Consider the following 17,349-nt stretch of genomic DNA (forward strand, 5'->3'; position numbering starts at 1 on the left):
CAATCAAAATTCTCTGTGCGTAAATAAATGTTTCTATATTAATAGAAAACAATACTTTACTTAAAATATGATTAAAAACTAATAGTTCAAGTGCATAAAAAAAAATTTGATCAATCAAACTCTTGAATTTTGCTTTAAAAAAGAGCCATATTAACGCACTTTTAAAATTCAGTTTGCGAATGGAAATGCCGAAAAATACAAGTGCGCATCAATTTGATGTGATTATTGTGGGCAGTGGCGGTGCGGGTTTAAGTCTAGCACTCTCATTACCTGATCATTTTAATATCGCAGTGTTAGCAAAATCTCATTTGAAAGATGCCAGCACGTATTATGCACAAGGCGGCGTTGCAGCTGTTCTTGATGAGGCTGATTCTATTCAACAACATATTGATGACACGCTCATTGCAGGTGCTTATCTCTGTGAAAAACAAGCTGTTCAACACACGGTTGAAGGAGGAAAACCCTCTGTTGATTTTTTACTGAAACAAGGTGTTAAATTCACACTAGATGATGAAGATAACTTGCATCTCACACGTGAAGGTGGGCATTCTCAGCGCCGCATTATTCATTCCGCAGATGCAACAGGGAAAGCAATTTCAACCACTTTAGTTGAACGGGCACAAGAAAAAAACAATATTCACATCTTTGAAAATTACATTGCGATTGACCTCATTACAGCGCATAAGCTGGGGCATTTGAATCAGGAAAATCGTGCTTTAGGCTTATATGCTTTAGATGAGCAAACCGAGCAAGTGCATACTTTCTTAGCACCATTTACTGCACTGGCATGTGGCGGTGCCATGAAAGCATATTTATATACCTCTAACCCTGATATCGCTACAGGCGATGGTATTGCAATGGCATATCGTGCTGGATGCCGCGTCGCCAATATGGAATTTAATCAATTCCACCCAACCTGTTTATATCACCCTCAAGCACGTTCCTTCTTAATTACTGAAGCAATGCGTGGTGAAGGCGCTTATCTTCGTTTACCTGACGGCGAACGCTTCATGCTTCGTTTCGATGAACGTGCAGAGTTAGCACCACGTGATATTGTAGCTCGAGCTATCGACTACGAAATTAAAAGATTGGGTATACGACATGTATGGCTAGATATTACCCACAAAACCCCTGAGTTCATTAAAGAGCACTTCCCCACTTTGTATGCTCGCCTACTCGAGCTGGGTATTGATATTACCAAAGATATGATCCCAGTTGTGCCAGCAGCGCACTACACCTGTGGTGGTGTCGTAGTCGATGAACATAGTCAAACGGACATTCAAGGTCTATATGCGATTGGTGAGACGTCTTATACAGGTTTACACGGCGCCAACCGTATGGCAAGTAACTCACTTTTAGAATGTTTTGTTTATGGCATGAGTGCAGCAAAGCATATTCAAGATCAACATCAAAATATTATAGATCACTATGAAGTCCCTGAATGGGATGCTTCTCAAGTCATGAATCCTGATGAAGACGTTGTCATTTTGCAAAACTGGGATGAGTTACGTCAGACCATGTGGAACTATGTAGGTATTGTACGAACGACCAAACGTTTAGAACGTGCATTACATCGCGTTGAAATGCTGAAACATGAAATCACCGAATATTATCAAGATTATCATGTCAGTAAAAATCTAATTGAGCTTCGTAACCTTGTACTCGTTTCTGAGATGATTATTCGTTGTGCGATGCAAAGAAAAGAATCACGCGGATTACATTACACTTTGGACTATCCTGAGCCTTCGCAAGAATTACGAAAAACTGTACTCACCCCACCAAATTTTGAAGTGGAAACACCTTTAGTTGAGGTTTAAGTTCAACATAAAAAAGCGAGTTCATACTCGCTTTTTTATGCCCTTTTGGGCGGAATTGAGTAAGTCCCAGTAACGTGAGCTATCGGCTCATCATCCCCAACAGAGTATAAGTAAACCTCTCCGACAACTAGAGTTTTGCCAACTTTCATTAATTTACAAACACCCTTGATGTCACAACCACCTTTGGGTTTTCTAAGAAAGTTAATATTCATATTGGTTGTCACTGTAAGACCTACAATACCAATTTCTCCCAGTATTGCGATATACAACCCATAATCGGCAGCTGTCATCATGGTCGGACCTGAAACTGTCCCTCCAGGTCTTAAATCATTTTCATCAACATGATAAATGACTGTAGCACCACGTGGCTCTACCGATACTATTTCACATTTTTGGAGACTTTGTGGAAATTCGGTTTTTAGGAATTTGAGTATTTCTTCTTTATTACTGATCATATTGAGTCTAATCGTTTTTCCATAAACAATGACTCAATATAAATCATATTTGCTTTTTTAATTAGCACTTATGCTCAGCTTTCCATGAACTAATTCGTTCAATTGCATCATTAAATACTTGCTCAGGACTTTGTGTTGCATCAATACGCTTAACACGATTCGGCTCTAACTGATGTAATTCAGCAAATCCTGCGCGTACTTTTTCAAAAAAAGCTGCTTTTTCTTGTTCAAACCGATCCAATGCTCCACGCGCACGCGCTCGTTGCATTCCGAGTTCAGTCGGAGCATCCAACCAAAATGTCAGGTCAGGCATTTTTAGAACAAAGTTTTGGTTTAAAAGCGCTAATTTTTCACGGCTTAACCCACGACCTGCACACTGATACGCGAAACTGCTATCACAAAAACGGTCGCATAACACGATCGAACTATTTTCAAGTGCAGGCATTATGACTTGTTGCAAATGTTGCGCTCGAGCTGCGTACATTAATAATAGTTCAGTATCATTACTCATTCTTTCTTCATGATTCACTGTCAGAAGTACGGAACGAATTTGCTCAGCGAGCGGAGTACCACCTGGTTCACGAGTTAGAACAACTTGCTTTGATTGCTCAAGGAAGTAGTCACGAATTTTATGAATCAATGTCGTTTTACCAACACCTTCTGTGCCTTCAAAGCTAATAAACACGTCTATTTTACCCCTTATTTTTTAGATCGAATCACAGCAAGATATTCTTGAACAGCGCGATTATGGTCATCTAGATTGGTACTGAATTTGTGACCTCCATTTCCAGTCGCCACAAAATAAATATAGTCAGAATGATCTGGATGCATTGCCGCTTCGATCGCTTTATCACTTGGTAATGCGATCGGTGTTGGTGGCAATCCGTAAATCGTATACGTGTTATATGGTGTTGGCGTTCTTAAATCTTTACGGGTAATGTTGCCCGTATATTGATCGCCCATACCATAAATGACGGTTGGATCAGTTTGTAAACGCATACCAATTTTTAATCGACGAACGAATACGCCCGAGACTTTATCTAACTCATGATCAACATTGGTTTCTTTCTCAATAATTGATGCCATGATGAGCGCTTCATATTTATTTTTATACGGCAAATCAGAAGCTCGATTTTCCCAGGCTTTATCTAGTGCCTTCATCTGATGTTGATACAAATCAGTTAAAATTTTACGATCTGTTTCACCCTTTGCAAAAAAATAAGTATTTGGCGCAAACAATCCTTCTGGATGTGAAAATGGAATATTCAATTCCTTTAATATTTCTGCATCGCTCAAATGAACCAGCTCTTTCGTCACCAATTCATCATTCTTAAGCGCATTTTTTAACTGCTTAAATGTTGTACCCTCAATGACCAAAATTCGATTCAATTGTGCATTTTCAGAATTTGAAATCATGTCTAGAACTTGACGGACACTCATTCCCTCTTTGACCTCATAGACTCCAGCTTTCATGCTGTCATGAATCATGAATCGTTGATAAATCTTTAAAATAATGGGAAATGAAACTTGCTTATTTTTAGCTAAACGATCAATAAATTGTGAGTAAGTATCACCATGATTAATCGCGAGCATTTGCTTTTTACCCTCTACAGGATAATCCTTCCATAGACTTGCAGATAGAATCATGGTTGCAAGCAACATTAGACCTGCAATAATGAATAAAAGCGCTTTAGGTTTAAAGGATGTCTTGCTGTTCTTTTTCTTTGTTGATTTCTGAGGAGAGGACATAAGCTTTAAATCTGATTAAGTTGAAGGTGGTGAAAAAGATCAATACACGCTTGTGTATCTAATCGACGATCATCAAGGCAAGAGGCGATTTTCATTGGGTGGAGCGCATTACAATAAAATACACTTTGAATGTGAAGAAGTTCATTCAAATCAATTACTCTTTTTTGGAACGTTATACCATAATGATTCATACGCTCCAAAATTTCAGCACGCATCACCCCATGAACGCCATTATAACGAAGTTCAGGACAAATCCACGTATCATTCAATCGTATAAAGCAGTTACTGCTGATTCCTTCAACAATATAGCCTTGAACATCTGTAACTAAGGCTTCTTGAAAACCCTTCTCATCAGCTTCCTGCTTTAGTAACACTTGTTCTAACCGATTCAGTGATTTAATTCCCACCAATTGTGGCATAGTTAAACCCATTACTCGCTCAAGTAAACCACTCTCAATGACTTCATAGTGATGATCAGTCACGTTTTGCGGATAATAATACAACCAAAGATCTGCTGAATGATGAGGTAAACTGTATCCTCGTTGCCCCTCGCCTCGACTCAGTACAATTTTAATCGTCCCGTTTAATTGCTCATATTCTTGCTGTAAATACTGGATAGACTCAGAAATATAGTCAAGATTAGCTTGAAGTGACAATCGCTCAATGGCCGTATTCAATCTTGTTAAATGACGTTCAAATAATTCAATTTTATTATTTCGAATTCTTGCCGTGGTAAAACAGCCATCCCCATAATGGAAGCCACGATCCAAAATAGATATTGCATCCATTGGCTTGGCATTTTTTAAACAGATCATTTCAAGCAACCTCATTCCTTTCTCATAGTGTAAAAAGTCACTCACAAAATGAATAGCTGTTTTGATCATAACTTTTTCATTTCTTCTTATTTTTTTATTTTAAAAAATTTCCCTATGCTCAAATCATCAAAAAATGACAAACACATAGGAATAATGATGCGTACTTTTAAAATTGGGGTCATTGCAGCTTTACTTTCAGTCACTTCTGTTTCCACACTCGCAAAAGATTTTTTAAATGTTTCATATGATCCAACTCGCGAACTTTATGACAACTTTAATAAAGAGTTTGGAGCATATTGGAAAAAGCAGACTGGTCAAGAATTGAATTTTAAACAATCTCATGGTGGATCTGGTAAACAAGCCCGTGCGGTCATTGATGGCCTAGATGCAGATGTCGTGACTCTCGCACTCGCAGCAGATATTGATGCGATTGCTGAAAAAACCAATTTATTACCAAAAGACTGGCAGAAAAAATTCCCACAGAACTCTACACCCTATACCTCAACCATCGTGTTTTTAGTCAAAAAAGGCAATCCCAAAGGGATCAAAGACTGGGGAGACTTGATTAAAAATGATGTTGGAATTATTACGCCAAACCCTAAGACGTCAGGTGGTGCGCGTTGGAATTACTTAGCAGCATGGGCTTGGGCAAAACACCAACCCGGCGGTAACGATGCTAAAGCACAAGAATTTGTACGACAAATTTATAAAAATACTAAAGTGCTAGACTCTGGTGCACGTGGTGCCACAACAACTTTTGCAGAGCGTGGCATTGGAGATGTACTCCTGGCTTGGGAGAATGAAGCGCATTTAGCACTTCGTGAACAACCTGGAAAATTTGAAATCATTACACCAACACTTTCCATTCTTGCTGAGCCCCCTGTAGCAATTGTTGAGAAAAATGCGCAAAAAGATGGCAACCTCAATGTAGCAAAAGCCTATTTGAATTATCTGTATTCTCCAGCTGGTCAAACCATTGCTGCCAAAAACTTTTATCGACCACGAAATACGACGGTACTTTCAAAATACCAATCCGTATTTAAACCTTTAAAATTGGTCACGATTGATAAAGAGTTTGGAGGTTGGACAAAAGTCCAAAAACAACATTTTGATAATGGCGGGATATTCGATCAAATTGTCAAAGCAAACAGTAATAAATAAATTAAGATTTAAGCTTTAACTTATGGCTTGCCGATCATATTCATGATCGGCATTTTTTTAACGACACACCTAAATCTTTTTTTTTCATATAAAATTCATTTTTAATTATTTTTTATGCATAAAGATTAGATTTATTCTAGCGCCATGTAACAGAATATTTTCTTTTGAGGTTGCCATGCGCTTTTCAGCTAAATTAAAACTTGGGGTTATCGCAGCTTTTGTTTCAGCTGCTTCGCTTAGCGCTTCCGCTAAAGATTTATTAAACGTCTCTTACGATCCTACTCGTGAACTCTACGTAGAAGTAAATAAAGAATTTGGTACGTATTGGAAATCTCGGACTGGACAAAACGTCAACTTTCGTCAGTCACATGGCGGTTCAGGTAAACAAGCGCGTGCAGTCATTGATGGTTTAAATGCAGATGTTGTGACTCTAGCACTTGCAGCTGACATTGATGCGATTGCTGAAAAAACCAATTTATTACCAAAGGATTGGCAGAAGAAATTCCCACATAATTCTACACCCTACACTTCCACAATTGTTTTCCTCGTCAAAAAAGGAAATCCAAAAAATATTAAAGACTGGGGTGATTTAGTAAAACCGGGTGTGGACATTATTACGCCAAACCCTAAGACCTCAGGTGGTGCACGTTGGAATTATTTAGCGGCTTGGGCATGGGCTAAACACCAACCAGGTGGAAATGACGCCAAAGCACAACAATTTGTTCAACAAATTTATAAACAAACCAAGGTCTTAGATTCGGGTGCTCGTGGCTCAACTACAACTTTTGCTGAACGCGGTATTGGCGATGTTTTGCTTGCTTGGGAAAATGAAGCTCATTTAGCACTGCGTGAACAACCCGGTAAATTTGAAATTGTGACGCCAACACTTTCTATACTTGCTGAACCACCTGTGGCGATCGTTGAAAAAAATGCAGAAAAATCAGGCAATAAATATTTGGCGCAAGGTTATTTGAATTTCCTTTACTCACCTAAGGGACAACATATTGCCGCGAAAAATTTCTATCGTCCGCGTAATCAAGCTGTATTAAAACAATATTCATCAACATTTAAGCCACTTAAATTGGTCACAATTGATCAAGAGTTTGGTGGCTGGGCGAAAGTACAAAAAGCTCATTTTGAGAATAATGGTATTTTTGACCAAATTACCAAAGCCAATAACACAAAAAAATAATCAGTGGAGCATGACATGATACATACACTCATTGTACCCGGCGTCGGCGGAAGTGATGAAAATCATTGGCAATCATGGTTGCAACGTCAAGTCATGCCATGCTCACGTGTTCAACAAGATGATTGGAACTTTCCCTTACTTTCAGATTGGATCAATCGTTTTGTAGAAAAAATTTCGCAGATTGATGCACCCATCCAGATTGTTGCACATAGTTTTGGTTGTTTAACGTCAGTCGCTGCTTTGCATCAATACCCAGAAATAGCACAGAAGGTTAAACAACTGGTTTTAGTTGCTCCAGCCAATCCAGGTCGTTTTGGTGAGAATGGTTTTGCTCGTTTGAGTTTGACTGATTATAGTTTTTACTTTCATCAAATTAAGATTAGCGTTCCCACAAAAATGATCATCAGTGAAAATGATCCGTGGTTAGGTTTTGAGGATGCAAAAAAATTAGCAAAATCATGGGGTGTAAAACCGATTAACTTAGGTCAAGTCGGTCATATTAATGTTGATTCAGGATTTGGACCATTTCCAGAGATCTTCGATTTTTTGATTCATGAAAAGCTGTCGAACTATATCAATAGTATTGATAATGGCAAGTTGTATTACAAATTTGCAATTTAAAGTTCGCCACTTATTCTTGATAAATTTTCCAATTCAATTGCTTACTGATTTCGGTAAGCTGTTTCTCTCATTTGAGGAGTAGTCATGTCGCAGCGATCCCGAGTGCTGCCAGGATTTGGTCTATCTCTAGGCTTTACCCTAGCGTATTTATCTTTAATTGTGCTCATACCCTTGTCGGCTGTATTTATTAAGTCTTTAGGTATTGGCTGGGAAGGTTTATGGGAGATTTTAAGTTCTGAGCGTATCTTAAAATCATTACAACTAAGTTTCAGTGCTGCACTCATTGCTGCCTTCATTAATGTTGTATTTGGCTTATTACTCGCTTGGTGTCTCGTGCGCTATAGTTTTCCTGGTAAACGAATTGTTGATGCATTGGTTGATTTACCCTTTGCGTTACCAACTGCTGTTGCTGGGATTGCATTAACGTCTTTATATGCACCTACAGGCTGGATTGGTCAATATCTTGAACCCTTAGGAATAAAAGTCGCTTATAGCCCTATTGGGATTACATTAGCGCTGATATTTATCGGCTTACCTTTTGTGGTACGTACAGTACAACCTGTACTAAGTGACTTAGAGACTGAACTTGAAGAAGCAGCTTCAGCATTGGGTGCAAATCGACTGCAAATTGTAACCAAAGTGATTTTACCAATTCTTTTCCCTGCTTTAATCACAGGATTTGCTCTCGCATTTGCCCGTGGCGTGGGTGAATATGGTTCAGTTATCTTTATTGCAGGTAACCAACCCTTCGAAACTGAAATTGCGCCATTAATGATTATTTCTCGATTGGAAGAATATGACTATGCAGGTGCAACGACGATCGCCGTTGTCATGCTCCTTATTTCATTCGCTATCTTGTTCTTGATTAACTTGTTACAAGCATGGGCGAGTCGTCGTACAGGGAGAACTGCACAATGAGTTTGAATACAAATAGCAATGCTTTAGCTGAAAAATTGCAATCTCGTGATGCGACGCGAGAACCGACTTGGGTTCGTTATACACTCATTGTCATTGCCATGATTTTCTTCCTCAGTTGCTTAATCCTGCCTTTGATTTTAGTTTTTGTTGAAGCATTCAAACAGGGTATCGGCGTTTATGCGCAAGCTTTAGTTCATCCAGACACGTTGTCGGCTGTAAAGCTCACCTTACTAACAGCTGCAATTGCTGTACCGCTCAACGTAGTATTTGGTGTGGCGGCGGCTTGGTCTGTTGCGAAATTTAATTTCCGTGGTAAATCCATATTAACCACGATTATTGATATGCCTTTCTCAGTATCACCTGTAATCGCAGGTTTGATGTTGGTATTGATGTTTGGTACTCAAGGTTGGTTCGGCGGATGGCTGATGGATAACGACATTAAGATTCTATATGCCGTTCCAGCAATTGTTCTCGCAACCATCTTTATTACAGTTCCTTTTGTGGCGCGTGAGCTCATTCCACTGATGGAAGCTCAAGGTACAGAAGAAGAGGAAGCGGCAATCGTTTTAGGAGCTTCAGGCTGGCAAACTTTTTGGGAAATCACGATTCCAAATATTAAATGGGGCTTGATATACGGGGTTATTCTTTGTAACGCACGTGCAATGGGTGAATTCGGGGCAGTCTCTGTAGTATCGGGTCATATTCGTGGAGAGACCAATACATTGCCACTGCATGTAGAGATTCTCTACAACGAATATACCTTTAGTGCAGCATTTGCTGTTTCATCCCTCTTGGCTTTATTGGCGATTGTGACATTGATTCTTAAAACATGGGTCGAAATTCGCCAAGAGAAATTAAGCAAACGTAATGAAGATTCTACAGTTTAAAGGAAGTATCCGATGAGTATTCAAGTTAAAAATATTGAAAAACACTTTGGTGCTTTCCATGCACTAAACAATATCTCCCTAGATTTTCCTGATGGCCAACTCGTAGCATTATTAGGACCTTCAGGCTGCGGTAAAACAACTCTACTTCGCATTATTGCTGGTCTTGAATCTGCCGACAGCGGTCAAGTGATCCTCGAAGGTCAAGATTCAACGAATGTTCATGTCCGTGAACGTCAAGTTGGCTTCGTATTCCAACATTATGCTTTATTCCGTCATATGACAGTATTTGACAATATTGCTTTTGGTTTACGTGTTCGTCCACGTTCTACACGCCCTTCAGAATCTGAAATCAAAAAACGAGTTACACGACTACTTGATTTAGTTCAATTAGGATTCTTAGCAGATCGTTATCCAGCACAATTGTCAGGTGGACAGCGTCAACGTATTGCGCTTGCACGTGCGCTTGCAGTTGAACCTCGTGTACTACTTCTGGATGAGCCATTTGGTGCACTTGATGCAAAAGTTCGTAAAGAGTTACGTCGCTGGCTGAGAACTTTACACGATGAACTTCACATCACCTCGATTTTTGTAACCCACGATCAAGAAGAAGCGCTTGAAGTTGCAGATCAAATCATCGTAATGAATAAAGGTAATGTTGAACAAATTGGCTCGCCTCGTGAAGTTTATGAAAAACCAGCAACGCCTTTTGTATTTGACTTCTTAGGTCAAGCCAATAAGTTCGAAGGTCATAATCAAGCGGGAATCGTACAGATCGGAAATGATCGCATTCAACTGCCTTTAGCTAAAGATGCACCTGAAGGTAAAGTGATTGCCTTCATTCGACCAGATGAGTTCCAAATTCATGCTCAACCTACAGACAATGCAATTCAAGCAACGTTCTTACGTGAAGTTTGGATTGCAGGAAAAGTGGTTGCCGAACTTCAAGGTCAAGATGGCAATCTTATCGAAATTTTACTCACTCCAGATGAAGCTAAACTGCATCAATTCCGCCCAAATCAATCGGTTTGGTTAACGACTAATACATTGCACTTATTTGCACAAGAAAACGCATAAAAATGTGTAGATGGGGCTTTTATTTAGCCCCATCATTTTAAAGGTAACAAAGACTATGAACTTTCAACAATTAAGAATTATTCGAGAAACCGTCAGACAAAATTTTAATTTAACGGAAGCTTCCGCTGCCCTTTACACGTCTCAATCAGGCGTAAGTAAGCATATTAAAGATTTAGAAGATGAATTAGGTGTTCAACTATTTATTCGAAAAGGTAAACGCTTATTAGGATTAACTGAACCAGGTCAAGCTTTGCTCGGTATTGTGGAGCGAATGCTGGTCGATGCAGACAATATTAAAAGATTAGCCGATGATTTTAATCGTGTAGATGAAGGTACATTAACCATCGCAACCACTCATACTCAAGCGCGATATGTATTACCACCAATTGTAAATTCATTCAAAAAATTATTTCCGAAAGTTCATTTGATTTTGCAACAAGCAAGCCCAACTGAAATCACTGAAATGTTACTTTTAGGCGATGCAGATATTGGTATTGCTACTGAGAATCTGACTACTGAAGAAAACTTAGCAAGTGTTCCTTTTTATAACTGGAAACACAGTATTATTACGCCTCAAGGTCATCCACTTACTCAAATAGCAGCGCGAGAGATTAGCTTAGAACATTTGGCAGAGTATCCGATTATTACCTATCACGGTGGTTTTACGGGACGTTCAAAGATTGATAAAGCCTTTGAAGACTCAGGACTTGATGTTGATTTAGTGATGTCTGCGCTTGATGCTGATGTAATCAAAACTTATGTGGAATTAGGTATGGGTGTCGGGATTGTCAACGATGTAGCCTACGATACAGAACGAGATCATCGCTTAAAACAAATTGATACTGATTTATTCGGGGTGAATACCACTTGGATTGCTGTACGTAAAGGTCATTTGTTACGTGGATACGGTTACGAGTTTATTTCGCTATGTGCACCTAGTGCTGATATCAAAGCATTAAAACGTGTGGCTTATCCTGAAGATTAATAAGCTACAAATAATAAAGGTGCCTATAGCGCCTTTATTATTTGTATTAACTTGCATAAAAAAACGAGCCGAAGCTCGTTTTTTTAATTGAATCTTACCAGTGGAAGCTCACACCCACTTTACCAACTGGAAGCCATTCGTATTTGTCATCGTTACGAATTTTATCTTCTTCGCGAGCAATATTATCCACTAGTGAACCACCTGTTGGATTGTTTGCTGCACCGCCACTTACTAATTCTAAATTAGCTTTTGGGTTACCAGAATAATAAGCACCTACTTCACCAAATACACCAATGTTTTTATTGATTTTAGGGGCAAAACCAAAACCTACATATGGAGCAAAGTCATTTTTGTATTCTTGTTTACCACGAATATGAGCGCCATTCGTTCCAGCAACAAAGTCTGTATTATTTACGCTGAAGCCTTCTCCTGGTTTAACACGACGGTCAAGTTCATACTCATTATCAATATATGCAACACCTGCAGCCATATAAAGACCTTGAGCCCATGGATTTTCACTCGCACCCCAAGGACGAATTTCAGCATTTAAATACGCTAAATTGTTATCCATATCTAAATCATATTTTGATCCATTAATTGATAAATCATCAGACCAAGAAATATCACCACCGTTGTAACCTAGAGCAAGACCAACGTATGGATTAGCAGTCCAAAGTAATGCACCACCGTAACCAGTTGTACCAACTTCAGCACGAACACCAGTAGGGATTAATTGATTAGCTTCAAATACATTACCTGTACGTACAACTTGAGTGTCCGCCATAGCGAAGCCTGAAACAGATAATGCTGTTGTAACAGCGAGTAATTTTAACACTTTCATTTTTTTCTCCTCAAAGAAATGAGTTGTTCTTTAATCATTAATGTGTTCGACTCGGAAGCATATTAATTGAGATTTCAAAGCTGGTTAATATTCAAATTGATGCTTTTTTGTTATTTTTTGATACAATTTTGATTTAGTTGTTGTTTTATAAATAATTTGCACTTAAGTCTTTTATTAACTTTTATTAACATACTTATAAAGAATAGTCATTATTGTCGGACATTTTTTCAGGATTAATTGTAATTTTTATAATCAATTTAGTGTAAAATCTTGGAAATTTTTTTTGGAAGAGAAGATTATGTCTCAGCTTTCGTCAATCATCGAACAAGCGTTTGAAGATCGTGCAAACTTCACAGCTACAGATTGCCCTGCTGAAATTCGCCAAGCAGTCGAGGAAGCAATTGCTGGCTTAGATAATGGTTCATTACGTGTTGCTGAAAAGATTGATGGTGAATGGGTTGTTCATCAATGGTTAAAAAAAGCTGTTCTATTGTCATTCAAACTCAATGATAATAAACCAATCGAATCATGCGATCTCCAATTCTATGACAAAGTAGACACTAAATTTACGGGTTGGACTGAAGAGCAATTTAAAGCAGCTGGTGTACGTGTTGTACCGCCTGCAGTTGCACGCAAAGGTTCTTACCAAGCTAAGAATGTTGTGCTTATGCCATCTTATGTCAATATTGGCGCTTATGTTGATGAAGGTACGATGGTTGATACATGGGCGACTGTAGGTTCATGTGCGCAAATTGGTAAAAATGTTCACCTTTCTGGTGGTGTTGGGATTGGCGGTGTACTTGAGCCTCTTCAAGCGAACCCTACGATCATTGAAGACAATTGTTTTATCGGTGCACGTTCTGAAATCGTTGAAGGTGTAATCGTTGAAGAAGGCTCAGTGATTTCAATGGGTGTTTACATTGGTCAATCAACTAAGATTTATGACCGTGAAACAGGTGAAATTCACTACGGTCGTGTTCCAGCAGGTTCAGTGGTAGTTTCTGGTAGCCTTCCTTCTAAATGCGGTAAATACAGCTTGTATGCTGCAATTATCGTGAAAAAAGTCGATGCTCAGACTCGTGCTAAAACAAGTTTGAACGACTTATTACGCGCTGACTAATTTTTTATACTTTATAATATTTGGAGTTACACTCCACATCTCTACGGTTAGTAATAATCGTAGAGATTTTTCTTTTATATAATCTCTATTTTAGTTTGGTTTTGTCGATATGAGTAATTTGCGATCTTCCGCTATTCCTGTTTCTGATCCGTCTGCGGGGTTACGTATTACGGAGATCTTCTATTCATTACAAGGTGAAGCCAACACTTCAGGCTTACCTACAGTGTTTATACGCTTAACAGGTTGTCCACTGCGTTGTACTTATTGTGATACCACCTATTCTTTTGAAGGCGGTGAACGTCAGTCTTTAGAGGATATTGTCCAGACCACGCTCGATTTTAAGACACCTTATATTTGTGTTACTGGTGGTGAACCATTAGCTCAACCCAATGCATTACCGCTCATGGAGCGTCTAGCAGATTTAGGTTGTGAAGTTTCCCTTGAAACGAGTGGAGCGCTAGATGTTTCAAAAGTGGATCCTAGAGTTTCCAAAGTCCTAGATTTAAAGACACCAACTTCAGGTGAAGCCTCACGTAATTTAATGAGTAATTTGGACCATTTAACTCAACATGATCAAATTAAATTTGTCATATGCAATCGTGAAGATTATGAATGGTCTAAACAACAAGTGAATCAATATCAGTTGCACAAGCGTGTAAGTACAGTTTGGTTCTCACCTGCTTTTGCTGTTGAAAAAGGCGCTGCGAAGTTACCGCAACTTGCGCGTGATTTAGCACAATGGATCTTAGAGGATCACTTACCAGTTCGTTTCCAGCTTCAATTACATAAGTTGCTCTGGAATGACGAAACAGGTCGTTAAAATGTAAAAAAATAGCTCAAATTAAAACAGTACAGCACTTTTCTGTACTGTTGTTTGAGACTAAAATGATCTTTTAGTGTGCTGACACTTTAATGGTCGTGCCATTCAAATTAATCCCTTTCATTGAAATATCCCCAATCTTATTATTTATTGTTGATGCATCCCCAACGCCTACCCCCCATAACATGGCATTAAAACCATTTTGATCTCCAAGACGGTTTATTTTGAGTTCCAGCCCATCTGTACGTATCGAACCTGCAACATCAAAATCAAGATTATTGATGCCAAAACGCCCTGGTTGAGTATTTTTTAAATTAATAAATTCTATTCCAAATGCGCCACCACCATCATGATCGTGGACTTTAAAGCCTTCTAAACGTAAGCCATCTTTAAATATTCCATTCAGTTTTAAAAGACTGCCTTGAGGTGCTGAACCGAGCTGAATATTGGTAGAGAGATTGGATACATAAAATTTCATATTATCCATAATTTTAACCGGATCACTATAGCCTCTTCCTGTTGGACTAACTTGACCCGATTTACCCACCCAAATATCACCGGTATTAATAATAATATCTTCAGGAACAAATACACCTAAATTCAGAAAAGGTCCTGTAGTACTACTACCTCCTTGAGCATCGATTTTTAAGGTAATACTAATATCTGCCGAACCAGAAGAAAGTGATAATGGATTCTTACTACGCCCATTCGCTGTACCGAAAATTAAGGCACCTGCTTTTGTATTTCCTTCGTTGTAATCTGGCCCGAATCCACTGTTATCGTGCCAAATCAAATCAGCTTGAATAGGTCCGCCTGGTAAAAGGCTAATCGTAATACCATCTTGTGCTGCATATGTTGACAATTCTTGATCTGAAAGCTCCTCAAATGCAAAAGAATTTGTACTGATCAACGCAGCAGTGGTTAAAATTAAAGTATTAATTTGATTCATTTTCATTCCGTAAAAATTATTTTTGTAAGTTTTAATCAAGTATTTGTTAAATTATATTTAATATTTAAACAAAAACAACAACTGTTTAAACTTTATTCGACTCAAAAGAGAGTTTTATTACATCTTGTAAAATGAATTCTAAAACGAACATTTCACTTTCTTTATAATGATCTCATTTAGTTTTGTGACTTCTGCAGATCTATCTATTCAAAAAATTTATACCCCATTATTCTTTATATAATCAGTTATAATTCATTTTTTATTTACTTTAATTTTTTGGAGTTCTCCTATGCGCCCTCGTGCCATTGTATTGTTATCAGGTGGTTTAGACTCAACGACTTGCTTGGCTTGGGCGCAAGCACGCTATGAATGTATCGCTTTAAGTTTTATGTATGGTCAACGCTCAACAACTGAATTGGATGCTGCACGTAAACTGACACAACAAGCAGGCGTTGAACATCGCGTGATTAATATAGATTTGGGTAATTTAGGTGGTTCTGCATTAACTGATCATTCCATTGATGTTCCTGATCAAGAACAAGAAGGAATCCCTGTCACTTATGTTCCAGCACGTAATACGATTTTCCTGTCTTATGCACTTGCAGCAGCAGAAGTGTTTGACGCAGAAGCCATCGTAATTGGAATTAATGCGGTGGATTATTCAGGTTATCCAGATTGTCGACCAGAATTTATTGAAGCATTTGCTAATTTGGCAAGATTAGCGACAAAAGTAGGTGTGGAAGGAAAACCTCTTAAATTTGAAACACCTTTACTACAATTATCCAAAGCAAATATTATTCGCTTAGGCATCGAACATGGCGTAGACTACAGTCAAACGGTGTCATGCTATCAAGCAGATGACCAAGGACGAGCTTGTGGAAAATGCGACAGCTGTCGTTTGCGTAAACAAGGTTTTGCAGATGCTGGCGTTGAAGACCCAACTCGTTATATACCGTAATAACAGGGTGCCATATATGAAAAATTTAAAATCAAACATTATTCTTTCAGCCATTGTTTCTGCTGCAGCACTTTTCGGTTCTGCTGCTCAAGCAAATGAGCCGAATAATAAAATGCAGCAAGCCTACAAAAGTACTAACGTAAAATCTGCACTGATTAATGTTTGTAAGGAAGAAACTGCTAAAGGGAACAAGCTTTCTGCTGCTGAAGTCAGCAAATATTGTACATGTGCAATTGAAGCAGACGGCAAGCTAACTAATGCTCAAAAATGGGAAATCCAAAGTGCGATTAACCAAAAGAAAAGCCCTTCTACTTTAGCTATCGTGAAGAAACAGAATACTGATCTTCAAGCATGCTTCGGCCCACAGTTAACGTCTAAGCTACAGTCGTTAACAGAGGAAGCAATGAAAGCAGCACAAGCTAAAAAATAATTGCAGCTTGTATAAGGTATAAGATAGCCACCTCGTGTGGCTATTTTTTTGAATTCCCCTATAAATGTAGTGACAACTTTTGAGGAAATTATAATGTCAACGGAAACGATTAGTTTACCCAATCAAACATTCCCAACGACTACAGGTTCTGTGAATTTAACTGAGTTGAATACAGATTGGCTCATCATTTATTTTTATCCAAAAGATTCAACACCTGGGTGTACAACGCAAGCTATTGGTTTTTCATGTTTGAAAGATCAGTTTGATGCGCTTCATACCACTATTTTCGGTGTTTCTAGAGACTCAGTAAAAGCCCATCAAAACTTCACCGAAAAGCAAGCTTTAACAATTGACTTGATTAGCGATAAAGAAGAAGTGCTTTGCCAACACTTTGATGTGATTAAAGAGAAAAATATGTATGGAAAAAAAGTGATGGGGATTGAGCGCTCAACTTTTATTTTTCATCAAGGTAAACTCGTTAAAGAATATCGTAAAGTCAAAGCTGCAGGGCATGCTGAACAAGTGCTTGAAGATTTAAAAGCTTTGCAAAACTAATA

19 protein-coding genes are annotated in these 17,349 nt (G+C 38.5%); 13 read left to right on the forward strand and 6 right to left on the reverse strand.

All coding sequences use genetic code 11. From position 1 onward, the window contains the following. The first annotated feature begins 185 nt into the window (after positions 1-185). Positions 186-1,817, forward strand: a complete 1,632-nt coding sequence (nadB, locus tag AC1M9I_RS05375) for an L-aspartate oxidase (RefSeq protein WP_416224321.1) — start codon at positions 186-188, stop codon at positions 1,815-1,817. A gap of 35 nt (positions 1,818-1,852) precedes the next feature. Here the strand turns inward: nadB and AC1M9I_RS05380 are convergent, their stop codons facing one another. The 4 genes from AC1M9I_RS05380 to pabC form a co-directional block, all read right to left on the reverse strand. Beyond that, the gene (locus tag AC1M9I_RS05380; protein WP_481593448.1) at positions 1,853-2,272 is read right to left on the reverse strand and encodes a PaaI family thioesterase; all 420 of its coding nucleotides are present in this window, start codon (positions 2,270-2,272) and stop codon (positions 1,853-1,855) included. A gap of 61 nt (positions 2,273-2,333) precedes the next feature. Beyond that, positions 2,334-2,957 carry a dTMP kinase gene (tmk, locus tag AC1M9I_RS05385; protein ID WP_035267194.1) on the reverse strand — a complete coding sequence of 208 codons (624 nt, stop codon included), beginning with the start codon at positions 2,955-2,957 and terminating at the stop codon, positions 2,334-2,336. A 14-nt stretch (positions 2,958-2,971) separates the two neighbouring features. Further along, the gene (mltG, locus tag AC1M9I_RS05390) at positions 2,972-4,021 is read right to left on the reverse strand and encodes an endolytic transglycosylase MltG (protein ID WP_481593449.1); all 1,050 of its coding nucleotides are present in this window, start codon (positions 4,019-4,021) and stop codon (positions 2,972-2,974) included. Between the two features lie 5 nt (positions 4,022-4,026). After that, complete coding sequence (pabC, locus tag AC1M9I_RS05395; RefSeq protein WP_481594745.1) at positions 4,027-4,836, reverse strand: aminodeoxychorismate lyase; 810 nt, start codon at positions 4,834-4,836, stop codon at positions 4,027-4,029. A gap of 153 nt (positions 4,837-4,989) precedes the next feature. Here pabC and AC1M9I_RS05400 point away from each other — a divergent pair, with 153 nt between their 5' ends. The 7 genes from AC1M9I_RS05400 (at position 4,990) to AC1M9I_RS05430 (ending at position 11,674) form a co-directional block, all read left to right on the forward strand. Next, positions 4,990-5,997: a sulfate ABC transporter substrate-binding protein gene (locus AC1M9I_RS05400; RefSeq protein ID WP_481593450.1), complete on the forward strand. Its 1,008-nt coding sequence runs from the start codon at positions 4,990-4,992 to the stop codon at positions 5,995-5,997. Between the two features lie 175 nt (positions 5,998-6,172). Further along, complete coding sequence (locus tag AC1M9I_RS05405; protein WP_481594686.1) at positions 6,173-7,189, forward strand: sulfate ABC transporter substrate-binding protein; 1,017 nt, start codon at positions 6,173-6,175, stop codon at positions 7,187-7,189. A gap of 15 nt (positions 7,190-7,204) precedes the next feature. Next, positions 7,205-7,810 (forward strand): alpha/beta hydrolase, encoded by a 606-nt coding sequence (locus tag AC1M9I_RS05410; protein WP_481593452.1) that lies wholly within the window; start codon positions 7,205-7,207, stop codon positions 7,808-7,810. An 84-nt stretch (positions 7,811-7,894) separates the two neighbouring features. After that, positions 7,895-8,728: a sulfate ABC transporter permease subunit CysT gene (gene cysT / locus AC1M9I_RS05415; protein ID WP_035267202.1), complete on the forward strand. Its 834-nt coding sequence runs from the start codon at positions 7,895-7,897 to the stop codon at positions 8,726-8,728. After that, positions 8,725-9,615, forward strand: coding sequence for a sulfate ABC transporter permease subunit CysW (gene cysW / locus AC1M9I_RS05420; protein ID WP_481610786.1), 891 nt, complete (start codon positions 8,725-8,727; stop codon positions 9,613-9,615). Before cysT ends, cysW begins: the two co-directional genes overlap by 4 nt. A 12-nt stretch (positions 9,616-9,627) precedes the next feature. Continuing rightward, positions 9,628-10,689, forward strand: coding sequence for a sulfate/molybdate ABC transporter ATP-binding protein (locus tag AC1M9I_RS05425; protein ID WP_035267206.1), 1,062 nt, complete (start codon positions 9,628-9,630; stop codon positions 10,687-10,689). Between the two features lie 55 nt (positions 10,690-10,744). Then, complete coding sequence (locus tag AC1M9I_RS05430; protein ID WP_092767071.1) at positions 10,745-11,674, forward strand: CysB family HTH-type transcriptional regulator; 930 nt, start codon at positions 10,745-10,747, stop codon at positions 11,672-11,674. A gap of 94 nt (positions 11,675-11,768) precedes the next feature. Here AC1M9I_RS05430 and carO read toward each other — a convergent pair whose 3' ends face one another. Next, positions 11,769-12,515 (reverse strand): ornithine uptake porin CarO, encoded by a 747-nt coding sequence (gene carO, locus AC1M9I_RS05435; protein WP_035267210.1) that lies wholly within the window; start codon positions 12,513-12,515, stop codon positions 11,769-11,771. A gap of 298 nt (positions 12,516-12,813) precedes the next feature. On the opposite strand from carO, the gene dapD reads away from it, so the two are divergent. Both dapD and queE read left to right on the forward strand, forming a co-directional pair. Further along, on the forward strand, positions 12,814-13,635 hold the full coding sequence (gene dapD, locus AC1M9I_RS05440; RefSeq protein ID WP_179997889.1) for a 2,3,4,5-tetrahydropyridine-2,6-dicarboxylate N-succinyltransferase: 822 nt from the start codon (positions 12,814-12,816) through the stop codon (positions 13,633-13,635). Positions 13,636-13,744: 109 nt separating this feature from the next. Continuing rightward, the gene (gene queE, locus AC1M9I_RS05445) at positions 13,745-14,455 is read left to right on the forward strand and encodes a 7-carboxy-7-deazaguanine synthase QueE (RefSeq protein WP_481610787.1); all 711 of its coding nucleotides are present in this window, start codon (positions 13,745-13,747) and stop codon (positions 14,453-14,455) included. A gap of 73 nt (positions 14,456-14,528) precedes the next feature. On the opposite strand, the gene filA is transcribed toward queE, so the two are convergent. Beyond that, entirely contained in the window at positions 14,529-15,404 is an 876-nt protein-coding gene (gene filA / locus AC1M9I_RS05450) for a putative pilus system protein FilA (RefSeq protein ID WP_481587782.1), read from the reverse strand. A 289-nt stretch (positions 15,405-15,693) separates the two neighbouring features. Here filA and queC point away from each other — a divergent pair, with 289 nt between their 5' ends. The 3 genes from queC to AC1M9I_RS05465 all read left to right on the forward strand — a co-directional run bounded on the left by queC (position 15,694) and on the right by AC1M9I_RS05465 (position 17,347). Further along, positions 15,694-16,362 carry a 7-cyano-7-deazaguanine synthase QueC gene (gene queC, locus AC1M9I_RS05455; protein WP_481594690.1) on the forward strand — a complete coding sequence of 223 codons (669 nt, stop codon included), beginning with the start codon at positions 15,694-15,696 and terminating at the stop codon, positions 16,360-16,362. Between the two features lie 16 nt (positions 16,363-16,378). Then, positions 16,379-16,792: a hypothetical protein gene (locus AC1M9I_RS05460; protein ID WP_179997886.1), complete on the forward strand. Its 414-nt coding sequence runs from the start codon at positions 16,379-16,381 to the stop codon at positions 16,790-16,792. Positions 16,793-16,885: 93 nt separating this feature from the next. Further along, a complete protein-coding gene (locus AC1M9I_RS05465; protein WP_481610788.1) occupies positions 16,886-17,347 on the forward strand; it encodes a peroxiredoxin in 462 nt (153 codons plus the stop codon). Positions 17,348-17,349: the final 2 nt, after the last annotated feature.

The sequence above is a fragment of the Acinetobacter sp. ANC_7553 genome (assembly GCF_056779895.1).

Excerpts from the sequence above, each read along its gene's own strand:
- nadB (WP_416224321.1), top strand. The coding sequence starts at position 186 with ATGCCGAAAAATACAAGTGCGCATCAATTTGATGTGATTATTGTGGGC.
- AC1M9I_RS05380 (WP_481593448.1), bottom strand. The coding sequence starts at position 2,272 with ATGATCAGTAATAAAGAAGAAATACTCAAATTCCTAAAAACCGAATTT.
- mltG (WP_481593449.1), bottom strand. The coding sequence starts at position 4,021 with ATGTCCTCTCCTCAGAAATCAACAAAGAAAAAGAACAGCAAGACATCC.
- pabC (WP_481594745.1), bottom strand. The coding sequence starts at position 4,836 with ATGATCTGTTTAAAAAATGCCAAGCCAATGGATGCAATATCTATTTTG.
- AC1M9I_RS05400 (WP_481593450.1), top strand. The coding sequence starts at position 4,990 with ATGATGCGTACTTTTAAAATTGGGGTCATTGCAGCTTTACTTTCAGTC.
- AC1M9I_RS05405 (WP_481594686.1), top strand. The coding sequence starts at position 6,173 with ATGCGCTTTTCAGCTAAATTAAAACTTGGGGTTATCGCAGCTTTTGTT.
- AC1M9I_RS05410 (WP_481593452.1), top strand. The coding sequence starts at position 7,205 with ATGATACATACACTCATTGTACCCGGCGTCGGCGGAAGTGATGAAAAT.
- cysT (WP_035267202.1), top strand. The coding sequence starts at position 7,895 with ATGTCGCAGCGATCCCGAGTGCTGCCAGGATTTGGTCTATCTCTAGGC.
- cysW (WP_481610786.1), top strand. The coding sequence starts at position 8,725 with ATGAGTTTGAATACAAATAGCAATGCTTTAGCTGAAAAATTGCAATCT.
- AC1M9I_RS05425 (WP_035267206.1), top strand. The coding sequence starts at position 9,628 with ATGAGTATTCAAGTTAAAAATATTGAAAAACACTTTGGTGCTTTCCAT.
- AC1M9I_RS05430 (WP_092767071.1), top strand. The coding sequence starts at position 10,745 with ATGAACTTTCAACAATTAAGAATTATTCGAGAAACCGTCAGACAAAAT.
- carO (WP_035267210.1), bottom strand. The coding sequence starts at position 12,515 with ATGAAAGTGTTAAAATTACTCGCTGTTACAACAGCATTATCTGTTTCA.
- dapD (WP_179997889.1), top strand. The coding sequence starts at position 12,814 with ATGTCTCAGCTTTCGTCAATCATCGAACAAGCGTTTGAAGATCGTGCA.
- queE (WP_481610787.1), top strand. The coding sequence starts at position 13,745 with ATGAGTAATTTGCGATCTTCCGCTATTCCTGTTTCTGATCCGTCTGCG.
- filA (WP_481587782.1), bottom strand. The coding sequence starts at position 15,404 with ATGAATCAAATTAATACTTTAATTTTAACCACTGCTGCGTTGATCAGT.
- queC (WP_481594690.1), top strand. The coding sequence starts at position 15,694 with ATGCGCCCTCGTGCCATTGTATTGTTATCAGGTGGTTTAGACTCAACG.
- AC1M9I_RS05460 (WP_179997886.1), top strand. The coding sequence starts at position 16,379 with ATGAAAAATTTAAAATCAAACATTATTCTTTCAGCCATTGTTTCTGCT.
- AC1M9I_RS05465 (WP_481610788.1), top strand. The coding sequence starts at position 16,886 with ATGTCAACGGAAACGATTAGTTTACCCAATCAAACATTCCCAACGACT.